17 protein-coding genes are annotated in these 15870 nt (G+C 71.7%); 12 read left to right on the forward strand and 5 right to left on the reverse strand.

What is annotated here, in order from left to right; all coding sequences use genetic code 11:
- Positions 1 to 21: 21 nt before the first annotated feature.
- The 9 genes from F1734_RS03980 to F1734_RS04020 are packed head-to-tail and all read left to right on the forward strand — an operon-like array spanning position 22 to position 8977.
- Positions 22 to 831 carry an MlaE family ABC transporter permease gene (locus F1734_RS03980; protein ID WP_026137959.1) on the forward strand — a complete coding sequence of 270 codons (810 nt, stop codon included), beginning with the start codon at positions 22 to 24 and terminating at the stop codon, positions 829 to 831.
- Positions 831 to 1691, forward strand: a complete 861-nt coding sequence (locus F1734_RS03985; protein WP_040273608.1) for an MlaE family ABC transporter permease — start codon at positions 831 to 833, stop codon at positions 1689 to 1691. Before F1734_RS03980 ends, F1734_RS03985 begins: the two co-directional genes overlap by 1 nt.
- The gene (locus F1734_RS03990) at positions 1688 to 2992 is read left to right on the forward strand and encodes an MCE family protein (RefSeq protein WP_234574918.1); all 1305 of its coding nucleotides are present in this window, start codon (positions 1688 to 1690) and stop codon (positions 2990 to 2992) included. Before F1734_RS03985 ends, F1734_RS03990 begins: the two co-directional genes overlap by 4 nt.
- The gene (locus F1734_RS03995; protein ID WP_048773642.1) at positions 2989 to 4011 is read left to right on the forward strand and encodes an MCE family protein; all 1023 of its coding nucleotides are present in this window, start codon (positions 2989 to 2991) and stop codon (positions 4009 to 4011) included. The genes F1734_RS03990 and F1734_RS03995 overlap by 4 nt, the downstream gene beginning before the upstream one ends.
- On the forward strand, positions 4008 to 5045 hold the full coding sequence (locus tag F1734_RS04000) for an MCE family protein (protein ID WP_200903469.1): 1038 nt from the start codon (positions 4008 to 4010) through the stop codon (positions 5043 to 5045). The genes F1734_RS03995 and F1734_RS04000 overlap by 4 nt, the downstream gene beginning before the upstream one ends.
- A complete protein-coding gene (locus F1734_RS04005; protein WP_048773643.1) occupies positions 5036 to 6172 on the forward strand; it encodes an MCE family protein in 1137 nt (378 codons plus the stop codon). Before F1734_RS04000 ends, F1734_RS04005 begins: the two co-directional genes overlap by 10 nt.
- Positions 6169 to 7218, forward strand: coding sequence for an MCE family protein (locus F1734_RS04010; RefSeq protein ID WP_048773644.1), 1050 nt, complete (start codon positions 6169 to 6171; stop codon positions 7216 to 7218). Before F1734_RS04005 ends, F1734_RS04010 begins: the two co-directional genes overlap by 4 nt.
- Positions 7215 to 8426: an MlaD family protein gene (locus F1734_RS04015; RefSeq protein WP_048773646.1), complete on the forward strand. Its 1212-nt coding sequence runs from the start codon at positions 7215 to 7217 to the stop codon at positions 8424 to 8426. The genes F1734_RS04010 and F1734_RS04015 overlap by 4 nt, the downstream gene beginning before the upstream one ends.
- A complete protein-coding gene (locus tag F1734_RS04020) occupies positions 8426 to 8977 on the forward strand; it encodes a hypothetical protein (RefSeq protein ID WP_048773648.1) in 552 nt (183 codons plus the stop codon). Before F1734_RS04015 ends, F1734_RS04020 begins: the two co-directional genes overlap by 1 nt.
- A gap of 245 nt (positions 8978 to 9222) precedes the next feature.
- On the opposite strand, the gene F1734_RS04025 is transcribed toward F1734_RS04020, so the two are convergent.
- Together F1734_RS04025 and F1734_RS04030 are read right to left on the reverse strand one after the other, a co-directional pair.
- Positions 9223 to 9363 carry a hypothetical protein gene (locus F1734_RS04025; RefSeq protein WP_017681531.1) on the reverse strand — a complete coding sequence of 47 codons (141 nt, stop codon included), beginning with the start codon at positions 9361 to 9363 and terminating at the stop codon, positions 9223 to 9225.
- 209 nt (positions 9364 to 9572) lie between these two features.
- Positions 9573 to 9806 (reverse strand): hypothetical protein, encoded by a 234-nt coding sequence (locus F1734_RS04030; protein ID WP_145961970.1) that lies wholly within the window; start codon positions 9804 to 9806, stop codon positions 9573 to 9575.
- Between the two features lie 255 nt (positions 9807 to 10061).
- Between F1734_RS04030 and F1734_RS04035 the strand changes: the two genes are divergently transcribed.
- Positions 10062 to 10787, forward strand: a complete 726-nt coding sequence (locus F1734_RS04035; protein ID WP_010594950.1) for an ANTAR domain-containing protein — start codon at positions 10062 to 10064, stop codon at positions 10785 to 10787.
- A gap of 180 nt (positions 10788 to 10967) precedes the next feature.
- Here the strand turns inward: F1734_RS04035 and F1734_RS04040 are convergent, their stop codons facing one another.
- Both F1734_RS04040 and F1734_RS04045 read right to left on the reverse strand, forming a co-directional pair.
- Entirely contained in the window at positions 10968 to 11675 is a 708-nt protein-coding gene (locus F1734_RS04040) for a type 1 glutamine amidotransferase (protein ID WP_010594951.1), read from the reverse strand.
- Positions 11668 to 12921, reverse strand: a complete 1254-nt coding sequence (locus F1734_RS04045) for a Mur ligase family protein (protein ID WP_010594952.1) — start codon at positions 12919 to 12921, stop codon at positions 11668 to 11670. Before F1734_RS04045 ends, F1734_RS04040 begins: the two co-directional genes overlap by 8 nt.
- A gap of 156 nt (positions 12922 to 13077) precedes the next feature.
- Between F1734_RS04045 and F1734_RS04050 the strand changes: the two genes are divergently transcribed.
- Positions 13078 to 14445, forward strand: a complete 1368-nt coding sequence (locus tag F1734_RS04050; RefSeq protein WP_048773682.1) for a potassium channel family protein — start codon at positions 13078 to 13080, stop codon at positions 14443 to 14445.
- 68 nt (positions 14446 to 14513) lie between these two features.
- A complete protein-coding gene (locus F1734_RS04055; protein ID WP_026138029.1) occupies positions 14514 to 15050 on the forward strand; it encodes a DUF488 domain-containing protein in 537 nt (178 codons plus the stop codon).
- On the opposite strand, the gene F1734_RS04060 is transcribed toward F1734_RS04055, so the two are convergent.
- A complete protein-coding gene (locus F1734_RS04060; protein ID WP_010594956.1) occupies positions 15047 to 15829 on the reverse strand; it encodes a crotonase/enoyl-CoA hydratase family protein in 783 nt (260 codons plus the stop codon). The two genes, F1734_RS04055 and F1734_RS04060, sit on opposite strands and share 4 nt — an antisense overlap.
- Positions 15830 to 15870 lie beyond the last annotated feature (41 nt).

Consider the following 15870-nt stretch of genomic DNA (forward strand, 5'->3'; position numbering starts at 1 on the left):
GACGCGTACGGGGGTATGGGAGTGACGTTCGAGCTGCCCGAGGCGAGGGGGCCGGTGCACGACCTGGCGATCCAGGTCGGTGCGTTGGTCGGGTTCTCCGTGGAGACCCTCGCCACCACCGTGCGCGTCGTCGCCGGCCGTCGACTCTCGCTCCGCGAGACGATCACACAGGCGCTGTTCGTCGCGAAGGTGTGCAGCGGCCCGGCGCTGCTGTTGATGCTGCCCGTCGGCGTGCTCATCGCGGTCTCCGTCGGCTCCCTCGCCGGCCGGCTCGGCGCCGGCGGGTACTCCGGCGCGATCGTCGCGTTCGTCGTGGTGGGTCAGGCCGCGGCGCTGGTGTGCGCACTCATGCTCGCCGGGGTCGGCGGCTCCGCGATCTGCGCCGACCTGGGTTCCCGCACCATCCGCGAGGAGATCGAGGCGATGGAGGTGATGGGGCTGAACGTGGTCGAGCGGCTCGTCGTGCCGCGGCTGCTCGCCTCGATCCTCGTGTCGGTGATGCTCTGCGCGCTCGTCACGCTCGTGGGTGTCGGCGGCTGCTATCTGTACGAGATCTACGTCGACGACGCCTCGGGCGGTGGCTTCCTGCGCACGCTGACCGAGTACGGCCGGCTGTCGGATTTCGTGATGGCGATGGTGAAGTCGGCGTTCTTCGGGATCACCTCCGCCCTCATCGCCGCGTTCAAGGGCCTGCACGCCAAGGGCGGCCCGAGCGGCGTGGCCGACGCCGTCAACGAGGCCGTCGTGCTCGCCTTCGTGATGGTGTTCGTCGTCAATACCGTGCTGTCCCAGATGTACACCGTGATGGTGCCGGCCGTGGGGACCTACTGATGCTGTCCCATTCCACCGTCACCCGGGTGCGCGGCGTCCACCGGTCGGTGACCGGCGTCGTCGACGGGTTCGCCACCGTCGGCCGCCACGTGCTGTTCGGGATACACACGGTCGCAGGCATTCCCACAGCGCTGCGCCGGTACCACAAGCACGTGACGTACCACGTGGGGGAGGTCGGCTTCGGCTATGCCTCGCTGCTCGCCGGGGGCGGCACCATCGGCATCGTCTTCGCGATGTCCGCGGTCGCCGCGATGATGGTCGGCGTCGAGACCCAGCGCGGCCTCGAGCTGATCGGCATGACGTCGCTGTCGGGAATGCTGTCCGCGATCGCCAACACCCGTGAACTCGCCCCGGTCGTCGCGTCCGTCGCGCTGGCGGCGAAGGTCGGCACCGGCTTCACCGCCCAGCTCGGCGCCATGCGGATCTCCGACGAGATCGACGCGCTGGACGCCTTGGCCGTGCGGTCGGTGCCCTTCCTCGCCAGCACACGGCTGATCGCGTCCGCCGTCTGCGTGGTCCCGATCTACATGGTCGGCCTGCTGTCGGCGTACGTCGCCACCCGGCTCGTCGTCGTCACCTTCCAGGGCAACTCCGCGGGCACCTACGACTACTACTTCCACCTCGCGCTCGGCCCGTCCGACCTGTGGTACTCGCTGACCAAGGCCGTGGTGTTCGCGATGATCGTGGCACTCGTGCACTGCTCCTACGGATACCACGCCACCGGCGGACCGGAGGGGGTCGGTCGCGCGGCCGGGCGCGCGTTGCGCACCAGCATCCTGGCCATCGGTGTCACCGACGTGGTCCTGACGTTCGCGTTGTGGGGGCTCGTGCCGACCGTGCCGGGGATGGGGCTGTCGTGACGACCCAGCAGGCGACGGCGTCGGGTCCTGCCGTCACGGCGCCGCCCTCACCGCGGCGCGAGAGCCGTCGCCGGCGCCGAGACGGAACCGGCAGGGCGGGAGCGGCTCTCGTCGGGGTCGTCGCCGTCGTGGTCGTCGCCGTCGCGGGGGCCCTGCTCGTCGCCTCGGGGTCGGGCGGACTCTCGCGCGAGCCGGAAGTCACCGCGGTGGTCCCGGCGGGCGCGGGAGTGATCCACGGCGCCGCCGGGGTGCAGTACCGGGGCGTGCACGTCGGCCGGCTCGTGCACCTCGAGGCGGGCCTCGCGAGTTCACGGATCACGATGCGACTCGACGCCCGCGCGCTCCGAAACATTCCCGCCTCGGTGCAGCTCCGCATCGTGCCGCGCACCCTGTTCGGCGACGTCTTCCTCGAACTCGTCCCGGCCGCGGACCCTGCAACCGGGCCCCGCCTGCGGGCCGGCACACAGATCCCGGTGGACACCTCCGCCGAGGCGGTGCAGCTGGCGAACCTGTACTACACCACCACCGATCTCCTGCGGGAACTGCGGCCGGACCTGCTCGCCGTCACCCTCGACGCGATGAGCCAGGCCCTGGCGGGACGGGGCGAATCCCTCGGCCGCACCCTCGACCGCAGCGTCGCGCTCACCGAGCAGCTCGGCCCGCTGATCGACGAGGGACTGGCCTCCGCACCGCAACTCGCCGCGGTGACCGAGTCGATGGCCGCGGCCACCGACGACTTGGTCGCGACCCTGCAGAACGCGGCGGAGCTCTCGGAGATCGCCCTCGAACGCCGCGACGGTGTGGCACGCCTGCTGCGCGGCGGAGCCGCCCTGGCCGCCGACGGTTCCACCCTGATCGCGCAGAACACCGAGCGGATGATCGCCGTCGTCCGCGACGGTGCGCCGGTGCTCGAGACGTTCGCGGCCGACACCGTCGGGCTCGACGACACCCTGCGGCATCTCACGACCTTCGGCGACGCCGGCGCACGAGTCTTCGCGACCGGGCGGTTCGACATCACCGCCGTCGCGGACTTCTCGGATCCGATGCCGTACACCGCCGCCGACTGCCCCCGGTATCCCGGCATGGACGGCGCGAACTGCGACGATCCCGTCCGGACGAGCCCGATCGACCGGCAGCCCGTCCTCTCGGCCGCCGCGGAGCGGGAGCCGCTGGGATACCTGGAGCAGATCGCAGGTGGTGCCGACCCGTCCGATCCCGCGGCCACGGGGACGAATCCGTCCACCGCCGCGTCGATCCTGCTCGCGCCGCTCGTCCGTGGCACGGAGGTGGAAGTCTCGTGAACTCGCTGCTCGGACCGGGAGTGCGCCTCACGGCGTTCTGCGCCGTGGGAGTACTGGCGGCGGTCGTCGTCGGCAACACCCTCGACAGGACGATCGCCGGGTCCACCCGCGCATACTCCGCGGAGTTCACGGACGTCGAGGGGCTCGGCCCCGGCAGCGACGTCACGCTCGCCGGTGTGCGGGTGGGGCGCGTGTCCGACGTGACACTCGCGCCGCAGGACGACGGAACATCAAGAGCAGTAGTCGATTTCGAGGTGGAATCGGAGTTCGAGCTCACCACGGACGTCACTGCCGACGTGCACTACGGCGACATGATCGGCGTCCGGTACGTCGCGCTGACGCTGCCCGAGGACGGAACCGGCACCGTACTGCCCGACGGTGGCACGATCCCGGTCGGGCAGACGTCGCCGCCGGTCGACCTGACCGCGCTCGTCAACGGGTTCGAGCCGCTGTTCGAGGCGATCGACCCCGCCCAGGTGAACACACTCGCCACCGCCGTCGTCGAGGCGTTCCAGGGGCAGGGCAGCACACTGGATTCGCTGCTGCTGCACATCGCGTCGGTGAGCAGCGACCTCGTCGAGCACGAGCAGATCTTCGACAGCCTCGCCGCCAACCTCGAGACGCTCGTCGCCGTCGCGGACCGGCGCAGTACGGACGTCGGTCGCCTGATCTCGGGACTGGCCGTCGTCAGCGACGCCCTGGCCGGGGACGGCGATCAGCTCGCTGTGCTCGTCGAGCGCGGCTCCACCTCCGTCCGTGCCGCCGCCGCACTCGTCGCCGGCGCGACGGCCCCGCTCGCGAGCACGGTGACCGACCTGCGGGCGATGACCGACGCGTGGATCCCCCGGACCGGACAGTTCGATCAGGTGATGAGCGGCCTTCCGGAGCTGGCCGGCAACATCAACCGCATCGGCGACTACGGCGGCTGGCTGAACCTCTACATGTGCAACTTCACGGTGAAGAGCCACGACGCCGAGGTCAACCTCTTCGGCCCGGCCTACTCGGAGGTGTGCCGATGAGCGCCGTGCGACGGATCCGCGACGCCGCACTCGCGATGCTCGCGGGCCGGCACGATCGGACCGCCGACCCGCTCGTGGTGGGGGCCGTCGGCATCGTCCTCGTCGCGGCGGTGATGGCCGTCGCCCTCGCCGCACCGCGGGTCACCTACCTCCTCCGCACCGACGAGTACACGGCGGAACTGGCGAACGCGGCGGGGCTGCAACCCGACGACCCGGTCTACGTGGCCGGGGTGCCCGCCGGGCGGGTCGAGGACCTGCGGCTGGGAACGGACCGGGTCGTCGTGACGTTCCGGGTGGACGGCGGCCAACCGCTCGGCGATCGCACTGCGGCCGAGGTGAAGCTGAAGACGATCCTCGGCAAGCTCTACCTGTCGGTGACTCCGGCCGGGGCCGGGGAACTCCCCGAGGGCCGGATCCCGCTGGCACGCACCTCCGTTCCGTACAGCCTCGACCAGATCGCGGCGGACGCCGGGCAGGTGGCCCGCGATCTCGACGTGCCCGGACTCGAAGCGATGATGCGGACGCTCGCCGACACCGTCCCGTCCGACTCGGCCCAGCTCGCCGACGCCCTCGCCGGCGCCACCGCCGCAGCAGAGATGCTGTCGCGCAACGACGCCCGCATACACTCACTGCTCGAGGCGTCGCGCTCGCTCTCCGCGATCGTCGCCGGGCAGAGCGAGGACGTCGCGGCGCTGGTGCAGAACGCGACCACCGTCGTGTCGGTGCTCGCCGCCCGCAGGGACGCGCTCGGGCAGCTCGTGGCGGACCTGCGCCTGCTGACCGAGCGCACCGCCGCCTTCCTCGAGGACAACTCCGCGGAGATCGACGCATTGCTGGTCAACCTGCGTTCGGTGACCGACACGCTGAACCGCAACGCCGAGAACATCGATGTGCTGATGACCCGTCTGCCGCCGGCGCTGCGTGCCGCCGCCGACGCGTCGGGCAACGGCAACTGGGTCGACGTGCACGCCCCCGCCGGCCCCATCCCCGACAACCTGCTGTGCGCGCTCGGCGTGATGGAGGGATGCCGGTGACCACCACCCGGACGGCAGTGACCACCCGGACAACCTGGGCGCTCCGCGGGCTCGCGATCGGCGTCGTCACGGTGGTGTGCGCGGCGGCGGCCTGGTACGTCTTCGTCGGCACCGATCGTGCCCGGACCGTGACCGCCGAATTCGCGTCCGTGAGCGGTGTCTATCCCGGCAGCAAGGTCGCCGTCCTGGGGCTGCCCGTCGGCACGGTCGAATCGGTCGAGCCGGCCGGCACCGTCGTGACCGTGACGATGCGGATCCCCGACGACATCGTCCTGCCCGCCGACGTCTCGGCCTTCGTGATGAATCCGTCGATCATCAGCGACCGGTTCGTCGAACTGAGCCCGGCCTATGCGGGCGGGGCCCGGTTCGAGGACGGTGACGTCATCCCGCCCGAACGCAGCCACGCACCGATCAACTGGGACGAACTGCTCGAGAGCGTCGACACCATCGCGGCGGCGCTCGGGCCGGACGCCGGCGCGCTGGGCTCGACCCTCGACCTGGCCGCCGGTGCCACCGCGGGGCTCGGACCCGAGATCAACCGGGCGCTGCGTGCGGTGGGTGCCGCGAGTTCCGTCGTCGGCGCCCGATCCGAGGACATCGGGGCGCTCGTCGACGACCTCGGGATCGCGGTCGAGGCCGTGAACGCCCGTCAGGGCTCGCTGTCCGAACTGGCCACCGGGTTGTCCGACCTGGGCGCCGAGCTGCAACGGCAGAACCTCGACGTCGCCGGGCCGATCGGCCGGCTGACGACGATCCTGGACCGGCTCGACACCCTGCTCGGTGCCCGCGGGCAGGACATCGACGCCGTCGTCGCCGACGCGCAGGTGCTCACCGGGCTGTTCGCCGAGCACCGTGCCGATCTCGCGGAGCTGCTGGACGTGCTGCCGCTGACGATGCAGAACATCGACAACACCATCGGTGAGAACACCACCGCCCGCATCCGGCTGAACATCTCCACCCGGATCGGTCAGTTCCCGCGGGCGAGGGAGCTGTGCGAGCGGGAACAGCTGCCGTTGTGCACCGGAGCGGGATTCACCAACCCGATCACCGTCCCGATCGACCTGTCCGATCCCTTCCGGGATCTCGTGCCCCAGTCGCTGGACCGGGCCCTGGGAGGCGGCCGATGAACCGGCGCACGGCCGGGCTCGCCGCCGTCCTGGCCGCGGCGGCGGTCGCGGCCACGGGGTGCGGCGTGGGCCTGCAGCAGCTGCCGATCGGGCGCAGCGGCGAGGGCGAAACCTACCGGGTGACAGCGGTGTTCGACGGGGCGGACCGCGTCGATCCCGGCACCGAGGTGCGCGTCGGGCAGGCCGTGGTGGGCCGCGTGCGGTCGATCTCCACGGACGGCCGCCGTGCCTTCCTCGAACTGAGCATGAGCGAGTGGGCCGAACTGCCCGCGAACGTCGCCGCGTCGGTGCGGCTGCCGTCCGCGCTCGGCAGCCCGTTCGTCCAGATCGACCTGCCCGGGCAGCCGTCACCGGAGCCGCTCGCCGACGGGGACGTCATCGAGCGGACGGAGCGGGGCCCCGAGCTCGAGGCCACGTTCGCGATGCTGGGACAGATCGTCAGCGGCAGCGGCCTCGACGAACTCCGCACGATCACCACCGAGCTCACGACCGCGTTCGGCGGTCGCGGCGACAAGATCCGCACCCTACTCGAACGGATGGACCGGACGATGGCGCTCGCGGCCGGCAACGGCGATCACCTCGCCCGGACGCTGCGCGCCGCCGACGACGTCACGGCCCGGCTGGCGCAGCAACAGCAGCTGATCGACGACGGCATCGCGAGCAGCGCGGAGATCGTCGACCTGCTCGCGGCGCAGGAAGCGGACCTACGGTCCCTGGTGTCGAGCACGTCCACGATGCTGACGTCGCTGGACGCGATCATGGCCGACTCCGGCCGGATGGGCGGATCCGTCGACGACATCGCCGAGATCCTCGCCGGAATCCGGGACTTCAACCGGACGGTCGGCTCTGCGCTGACCAACATGGATGCCTTCGTCGACGGGTTCAACCGGTCCGTGCACGGCGACTATCTGCTGTTCGACGGCGCGTTCGACGTGCCGGGAGCGATCGACATGCTGCTCACGGGCGGCGTCCCGATGCCCGCCGCCTCGCCGCCGGTCACCGTCCCGTCGGGGCTGCCGGACCTGCTCCAGGGAGGACTCCGATGAAACGGCCGGTGCTGGTGCAGGTTTCGCTGTTCGTCGTGCTCGGTCTGCTGGCCACCGCGTTCGGTGTCCGCTACGTCCTCGGCCCGCAGAGCATCGGCGGTGGCCTCGAGGTGCGAGCGCACCTGGTCGACGCGCGCGGTATCGGTCCCGGGACGACGGTGACCTACCGTGGGGTCGCGGTGGGGGAGATCGACTCGGTGACGATCGACGACGGCGGTCGCGGGTCGACGGCGGTGCTCACGCTGGATCCGGACACCCGGATCCCCGTGGGCAGCACGGGCCGCGTCGCGACGGGCACCGCGATCGGCATCATCACCCTCGACATCGAACCGCAGACCGCCGAGGGTCCCTATCTCACCGACGGCGACACCCTCGAGGTGCCGGCGGACGCGCAGGGACTGCGGCTCGACCAGATGCTCGTCCGGATGAGCGCACTCGTCGAGAGCATCGATCCCGGATCGGTCGCGACGCTCGGCGAGACCTGGGGCACCGCACTCGCGGGTACGGGGCCCGACCTGCAGGCCCTGCTCGAGAACGCCGATGCACTCTCGACGATGGCGTCGGAACGGGCGCCGACCCTCGCGGCACTGCTGGAGCAGGGGGTCGACCTGGTGAACACGCTCGCCGAGAACTCCGGCACCTTCCCGGGCGCGATGCGGGCCGTGCGGGACGTCTCCGACCAACTCGCCGGTAGCCGGGACGCGCTCGTGTACCTGCTGGACCGGTCGCCGGAGGCCCTCGCGAAGACGGAGCGGTTGTTCGCCGACACCCGTGACGACTACGGGCTGCTGCTGACGAACCTGGTGACCGTGGGCGACGTGCTCGCCCCGCGCACCCCGGCCCTGGCAGCCGGCCTCGACTCGATCCCCGCGGCGCTCGGCGACCTGACCTCGGTGGTCGAAGGCGACCGTGGCGACTTCTCGCTCGTCGCCACGCAGGGGCCGGTCTGCTACTACGACACGCAGCGCCGCACTGTCGGCGACGAGAGCCCCCGCACCCCGAACCTGTCCCTGTACTGCCCGCCGGGCGAGGATCTCGCCCAGCGCGGCGCCCGCGTCGCGCCACGACCCGACGACCTCGGCCTGCAACACCAGACCACCCCCGCAATGGTGACCGGACCGGACATGGCGGAGGATCCGCTGCTCGTCCCCACCGGCGTCGAGGTACTGCAGTACTGGCAGAAGCTGTTGGAAGGACTGGGAAACTGATGCCGACCACCGAATCCACCACCGAATCCGCCGTCGACGACACCGCCACGCCCGCGCCGCCGGACCCGGGGCCCCCGGGCTCCCGGCCGCGGCGACGGCTGCTGCTCGTCCTGATCGTGCTGCTCACCGCGGCCGCCGGCTTCTGCGGCTTCCGGTGGTGGCAGGCCGAGCAGGCCGAGGACCTACGGGCCGGTGCGCTCGAACGGGCGCGGGAGTACGCGATCGCGCTCGGCACCTACGACTACCGGCACTTCGACGATGCGCTCGCCGCGGTCACCGACGTCTCCACCCCCGAGTTCGCGGACAAGTACCGCGCGGTGGCGGGAGACCTGCGCGGGCTCGTGGAGAACGGGCAGGGCGTCTCCGTCGCGACCGTGTCGCACGCCGCGGTCGAGACACTCGACGCGGATCGCGCGACGGTGCTCGTGTTCCTCGACCAGGACGTGAAGAACGTCGCGGTGCCGGACGGGCGGGTCGACGCGACACGGTTCCTGATCACCCTCGACCGGGTGGACGACCGGTGGCTGCTGCAGGGAGCGGACGCGAAGTGACGATCTGCGAGGTGGCGACGTGGCGGACCTGACCGGGTCCGGCGACGGAGCATCGGGCCGGAGGCTCACGCAGGCCGCGCTCAACGCGGACGCCACGATCGCCCGGGTGGAAGCGGGTGCCTACCGGGATGTTGCCGATCCTGCCCGGACCGTGGCACCGGGCCCGCGTCGTGCTTCGCGGGCCGGGCCGTCCGGGGATGAGAAGACCCGTCCGGAAGGGAGTCTTCCGGACGGGCGGTCTCGCGTCAGTACCTGGGCGGGCGGACCAGGTCGTCGGACACGTGCGGATGCGCGGAATCCGATCGCACCAGGTAGGCCTCGAGGGCTGCGGTGCCGCCCAGTGCGGCACCGAGCAGCAGCAGTAGCTCGACCACGTTCGCGTTCATATCGGTTTCTCCTCTCGACGTGCGGCCCGATCGTCAGTCGGCCGTCGGGCGCTCCTGCTGGTCGCGGTCCGCGAACATGGCCTCGATGCGGGCCTTGATCTCCTCGGTGCTCATGGAGCGACGGGGCGCGGCGACAGCGGAGGTGTGCATGTGTGGTGGTGTTCCTGTCTGTGATGTCGGGATGATCGGGGCTCGGTCGACCGGGACGGTCAGTTCGTCCGGAGGAAGGACACGAGACCCGTGACGGTGGTGGTCGCACCGACCGCGGTCAGGCCGGTGACCATGAGGGCTGCGGCGCCGACGGAGACGGCGGTGCCGAGCGTGTGCCCGAGAGCGGCGCGCCACCCCGGCGTCGACGAGCCGGTGTGGGACACGAGCACCATCGGGGCGCTCCGGACGTCCTCGTAGCGTGAGGTGTGGTGGCGCGTTGCCGTGCCTGTCATATTCGGTTTATCCCCCTGCAAGCAATTCGTGACTTGGTTCACAAAACCAATGCCGATGTGTTGTACCCCATCACAGCGGCGTGCGCTACTCGAGCGGATGTCCAACTGTGCTCAGGGGTCCGCGCGATCGCCCGCGATCCGCACGTAGGAGGCGGCTCCGCGCTCCCCGCGACGCGCCGGCCGTTCCGGCGTGTCTGGTTGAATGGCGATCCGAGCCCCGCGTCGAAAGCGCGGCGACGAGGTCGAGGAGCGCACATGCAGAACGGTCAGTCCACGGCCGATCCGGCGACGGTGTTCACCGCACTCGCCGAGATCGTCTACCGCGGCGCGGGCCCTGCGGAGACGTACACGGCGATCTGCGTGGCCGCCACGATGCTGGTGCCCGGCTGCGACCATGCCAGTCTCATGCTGCGGGAAGGTAAGGCGTACGTCACCGTCGGTGCCTCCGACGACGTCGCGCGGCACGTCGACGACCTCGAGCGCGCGACCGGCGAGGGACCGTGCCTGGACGCGATCGAGGAGGACGCCGCTCAGATCGAGCCGGACCTGAACGTCTCCGAGCAGTGGCCGCATCTGGCTCCCGGCATCGTGACGCAGACGCCCGTGCGTGGAGCGATGGGGTTCCGCCTGCGAGTCGACGACCGCAAGGTCGGGTCGCTGAACCTGTTCTCCGATACGGCGGGGGCCTTCGACCTCGCGGCCGCCACCCACGCCAGCGTCCTGGCCGCCTTCGCGGCCGTTGCCGTCGCCGCCACGTCCCGGGGCGAGGACATTGCCTCACTGCGCAACGGCATCGAGAGCAACCGGGAGATCGGCAAAGCGGTCGGTCTTCTCATGGCACTGAACAAGATCTCCGACGATCAGGCGTTCGAGCTGCTCCGCCGGACGTCGCAGCAGGTCAACGTCAAGGTGGCGGAACTGGCCCGCACCGTCGTCGACCAGCATCGCCGCGAGACGCGCGAGATGAAGGGACGCCGTTGAGTTCCCGCCCTTGCATTCGGGGTGTGATGCAGATAACATCGGTAGTGCGAATCGAGCAGACGTCCGAGGACGACAGAGGCTCGTGAAGCAGAGATCCGGCCCGGTGAACGCGAAAGCGATTTCCCGGGCCGAACCCCTGTCCGGGGTGTTCGCGGACGCGGGGTGTTCACGGACGGCGGGTCAGGCCAGCCGCTCACGCCGCAACTGCTCGACCTCCGGCAGATCCAGCGGCGGCAGCGAGTCCACGCCGAGCGCGCGTGCCAGCAGCAGATCCGCCAGTTCGGGGTTGCGGGCCAGGACCGGTCCGTGCATGTAGGTGCCGATCACCGAACCCTGCACGGCGCCCTCGACGCCGTCGCCCACGCCGTTGCCGACACCCCGGGTGACCCGGCCCAGGGCACGAGCCTCCGGCCCCAGAGTCGTTCCGCCGCGGTGGTTCTCGAAGCCGGTCAACGGCAGGTGCAGCCCCTCGACGAGGGGAGTGGTCACGACCTCGCCGATGGCACGGGTCTGCTGCGGAGCGGTGGTCACGTCGAGCAGGCCGACGCCGTCGACGCGCTCGCCCGCCGACGTCTGGTACCAGTTGCCGAGCACCTGGATCGCCGCGCAGATCGCCAGGACCGGAGCCCCCCGTCCGGCCGCCCGTTGCAGTCCCGGATGTCGCTGCAGGTGTCGCGTGGCGAGGCGTTGCGCCGAGTCCTCGGCCCCGCCGAGGGTGTAGAGATCCAGGGAGTCGGGCACCGGGTCGGTCAGGTTGATCGACACGACCTCGGCATCGTGGCCGCGCATCCGCAGGCGCTGCCGCAGGACCAGCGCATTGCCGCCGTCGCCGTAGGTGCCCATCACGTCGGGCAGCACGAGCCCGATCCGCACGGTGGACTCAGACATGCGCGGCTCCCTTCGCCAGGGCGGTGTTCAGATCCCGGAACGCGGTGTAGTTGGCCAGGACCTCGACCCGTCCGGGCGGGCACGACGCGATGGCCCGGACCGGATCCGCCACCAGCGTGTGCTCGACCCCGGCGTAGGTCAGCCGCACGGCCAGGTCGGTACCGCGTTCGCCGGAGGCCACCACCTGCACGCCCTCGAAGTGCTCGAACCGCACGTCCCACAGCCACGACAGGTCCTCCCCGTCGGGCACCTGCCCGTTGACCGCGATGACCAGACCGTCGACCGTCGGGTCGATCATCGACAGGGCTTCCTGCCATCCGGCCGGATTCTTCGCCAGCAGCATGTGCACCGAATGCGGACCCACCTGCACGGTCTTGTACCGGCCGGCGACCTCCTCGACGACACCCGCGGCGGCGACGGCCGCGGCCGGATCCGCGCCGAGGGCGACCGCCGCGGCCACCGCCTGCGCGGCGTTGCCGCGGTTGGCGCGCCCCGGCAGGGTCAGCGTCATCGGCAGCACCAGCCCGTCCGGGCCGTAGAGATTGTCGTCGTCGACCCACCAATCCGGTTCGGGCCGTGCGAAATCCGATCCCGTGCTGCGCCAGTGCCCGTCCTCCCACAGGATCGGCTCGCCGGTGCGGGGGCAGCTGACCGAGTCGCCCGACCAGCCGGCGCCCGCCGCCACCCACACCACGTTCGGATGGTCGTAGGCGACGGAGGTGACGAGCACGTCGTCGCAGTTCGCGACGACCACCGCGTCCGGGTGCCGTTCGAGACCGGCCCGCAGCTTGCGTTCGATCATGTTGATCTCGCCCACCCGGTCCAGCTGGTCGCGGCTCAGATTGAGCAGCACGATCGCTTCGGGGTCGAGGGCGTCGGCGACGTGCGGGGTGTGCAACTCGTCGACCTCGATCGCCGCGAGCGGCGCCTCCTGATTGGCGACCAGCGCGGCGACGATGCCGGCGTCCATGTTCGCCCCGTCGGCCTGGGTGGCGACGGAGTCCATCGTCTCCAGCGCCGCCGCCGTCATCCGGGTGGTGGTGGACTTGCCGTTGGTGCCGGTCACCAGGACGGTGCGTCGTCCGCGCCCGAGCTGCTCCATCAGCCGCGGATCGATCTTCAGCGCGACGAGACCGCCGATCATCGAGCCCTTGCCGCGCCCGGCCTTCTGCGAGGCCCACGAGGCGGCCTTCGCCGCGCGCAGCGCCAGCCGCCCGCGCCCGGTGATTCGAGTGCTTGTACCCACGTCGCGAGTTTTCCACAGCGGCGCCGGCGTCGCCGCAGCGCCGCCGTGTCCGCGCCGTCACACGCCGCTGCGCCGGGTCGAATCGCTCACAGCATCCGCGGTGCCGGATGCATCCGCGCAGGTGGCGTGGTCCCCTGGGGCGGGGAGGTGGTCGCCGTGGCGGATGCGGACACAACCAGCGGGAACACCGGGACGTACGTCGTGGTGGGCGACACCACGGTCGCGCGCCGGGTCTGCGCCTCGCTCGTCGTCCTGGGCTGCACCGTGCGGCATGCGCCCCGGCCCGACGACGACGAGCTGCGGGCCCTGCTGGACCGGCCGCCGGTCGCCGGGATCGCGGTGCTCCTGCAGGACGACGTGGTGGCGCTGCGGTACGCGCTCGCCGCGGCGCACCTGCAGCCGGACGCCCCGATGGTCGCGACGATCTTCGACCGCACGATCGGCGATCAGCTCGCCCGGTTCCTGCCGCAGTGCGACGTGACGTCGCCGGCGGACCTGGCCGTGGCGTCCCTGGCCGGGCCGTGCGTGGCACCCGACCTGCTGGCGGTGACCTCCACCCGCGGACCGCGCGGCATCCGCGCGGCCGGTGACGTGCTCGACGAGGTGCCCGTCGCGGTGCCGCGCCGCATGGCGTGGCAGCGGTGGGCCGGGCAACTCACCGCGGTGCTGCGCACCCACGAGACCGGCACCCGCATCCTGCTCGCCGGGCTGCTCGGGCTGGCTGCGGTGCTGTTCGGCGACTGGGCCTGGCTGACCTTCGGGGAGGGCAAGGGAACGATCGACGCGTTCCACGAGGCGGTCCGCGTGGTCACCACGGTCGGACCGGCGGCCGACCCGCACGGCAACGAGGCATACGCCGCGATCGCGTCCACCGCGATGCTGGCGACGATCGTGTTCACTGCCATGTTCACCGCCGGGGTGGTGGACCGGCTGCTGGGTCCGCGCCTGACCGCGCTGCTCGGCCCGCGATCGCTGCCCCGCTCCGGGCACGTGATCGTCGTGGGCCTCGGGCAGGTGGGTCTGCGGCTGTGCCGGGAGCTGCGGGACCTCGGCATCCCGGTGGTGGGTGTCGAGCGGGACACGAATGCGCGCAACCTGCGACTGGTGCGCGACCTGAACATCCCCGCCGTGGTCGGCGACGGCGGCGACCGCCGGCTGCTCGAGCGGGTCGGGGTCCATCGGGCGGTCGCGCTCGCTGCGGTGGGGTCCGACGACCGGGACAACGTCGCGGTCTCGCTCGCCGTCCAGGGCATCGCACCGGGCCTGCGGCTGGTCTTGCGCGCCGGGGAACGCGAGGTGCTCGCCGAGACGGGCTCGCTGCTGCCGCTGGGCGTGATCCGCGACGTGACGAGCCTGAGCGCGACGTACGTGCTCGCGCGTCTGCTCGGTCGCGAGCCGCTGGGGGTGGTCGCCGGTGCGGTGCATGTGCACCTGCGCCTTCCGGACGGCCGGTTCGAGGAACTGCCGATCGCGTCGCCGGGGGGCTGCCGGCACGCGCCGGTCGCGGGCGCGGGCATGCGGTAGCCGCCGGTGGGTATGCCGGAGGGGCAGGTATGCCGGAGGGAACCCGACCCGAGGGAGGAATCGTCGCGATGCTGCTCTCCGTGGGGCACGGACGGCTCGACCGGACGCAACTGGCCGAGCTGCTGCATTCCGCCGGCGTCGAGTCGCTGGTCGACGTCCGGCGTTTCCCGGGCAGCCGGCGCAACCCGGACCTGTCGAGCGACGCGATGACGCAATGGCTGGCCGATGCCGGCATCGGCTACCGGCTCGAGCGGCGACTCGGCGGCCGGCGACGGCTCCCCGCCGGGACGACGCCCGAGGACTCGTGGTGGCGGGTCGAGCAGTTCGCCGCCTACGCCGCCCACACCCGCACCGAGGAGTTCGCCGACGCGCTCGACGGGCTGCTCGAGGAGTCCGCGCGGCGCCGGACCGCGATGATGTGCAGCGAGAGCGTGTGGTGGCGATGCCACCGCCGCCTCGTCGCCGACGTCGTCGTGCTGCGGTTCGGCCACGACGTCGAGCACCTCATGCACGACGGCCGTCTACTGGCGCACGAGGCGGCGCCGGGTGCCCGCATGCGGGCGGACGGGCACGTGGTGTGGGACGGCGGGGATGTGGACGGCTAGGTGCCGGGCTCACCGAAACTGCCGTGCCGCCCGGCACCGCCGGCGAACCGGGACGCGCCCTCGAGCGTGTCGTGCGCCAGGGAGACCGCGCCGTGCCGGAACTCGTTGAGCAACGCCTGGTCCTCGTCGAGCCCGTGCTGCTCGAGCAGCGAGAGGCGGTCCCGGCGCAGACAGGTCTGCGGGAAGGCGGCGATCTCGGCGGCGAGGGCGCGGGCCGCGGTGAGTGCCTGACCGGCGGGAACGAGCCGGTTGACCAGCCCGATGCTCAGCGCCTCGCCGGCGTCGACGGGACGGCCGGTCAGGACGAGATCCATCGCGCGGCTCTCGCCGATGAGCCGCGGCAGCCGCACCGTGCCGCCGTCGATCAGCGGCACGCCCCAGCGGCGGCAGAACACGCCCAGGACCGCCCCCTCCTCGGCGACGCGCAGATCGGCCCACAGGGCCAGTTCGAGCCCGCCGGCGACGGCGTGCCCCGAGATCGCGGCGACGACGGGTTTGGACAGCCGCATCCGCGACACGCCCATCGGCCCGTCCCCGTCCGGGGCGACCCGGTTCGGGTGTCCCTCGCTGATCGCCTTCAGGTCGGCGCCGGCGCAGAAGGTGCCGCCGGTGCCGTGCAGCACGGCGACCGCCGCGCCGTCGTCGGCGTCGAAGGCGCGGAAGGCGGCGGCCAGCGCCTCGGCCGTCGCCCGATCGACGGCGTTGCGGACCCCCGGACGGTTGATCCCGATCGTCGTGACCGGGCCGTCGCGGTCGACCAGCACCGGATCCGGTGTCATCTGATGTGCGGCGCGGATACTCCCTCGTTCACGAGGGAGAG

It is taken from the genome of Rhodococcus ruber (assembly GCF_016804345.1).
In the GTDB taxonomy this organism is placed as follows: domain Bacteria; phylum Actinomycetota; class Actinomycetes; order Mycobacteriales; family Mycobacteriaceae; genus Rhodococcus; species Rhodococcus ruber.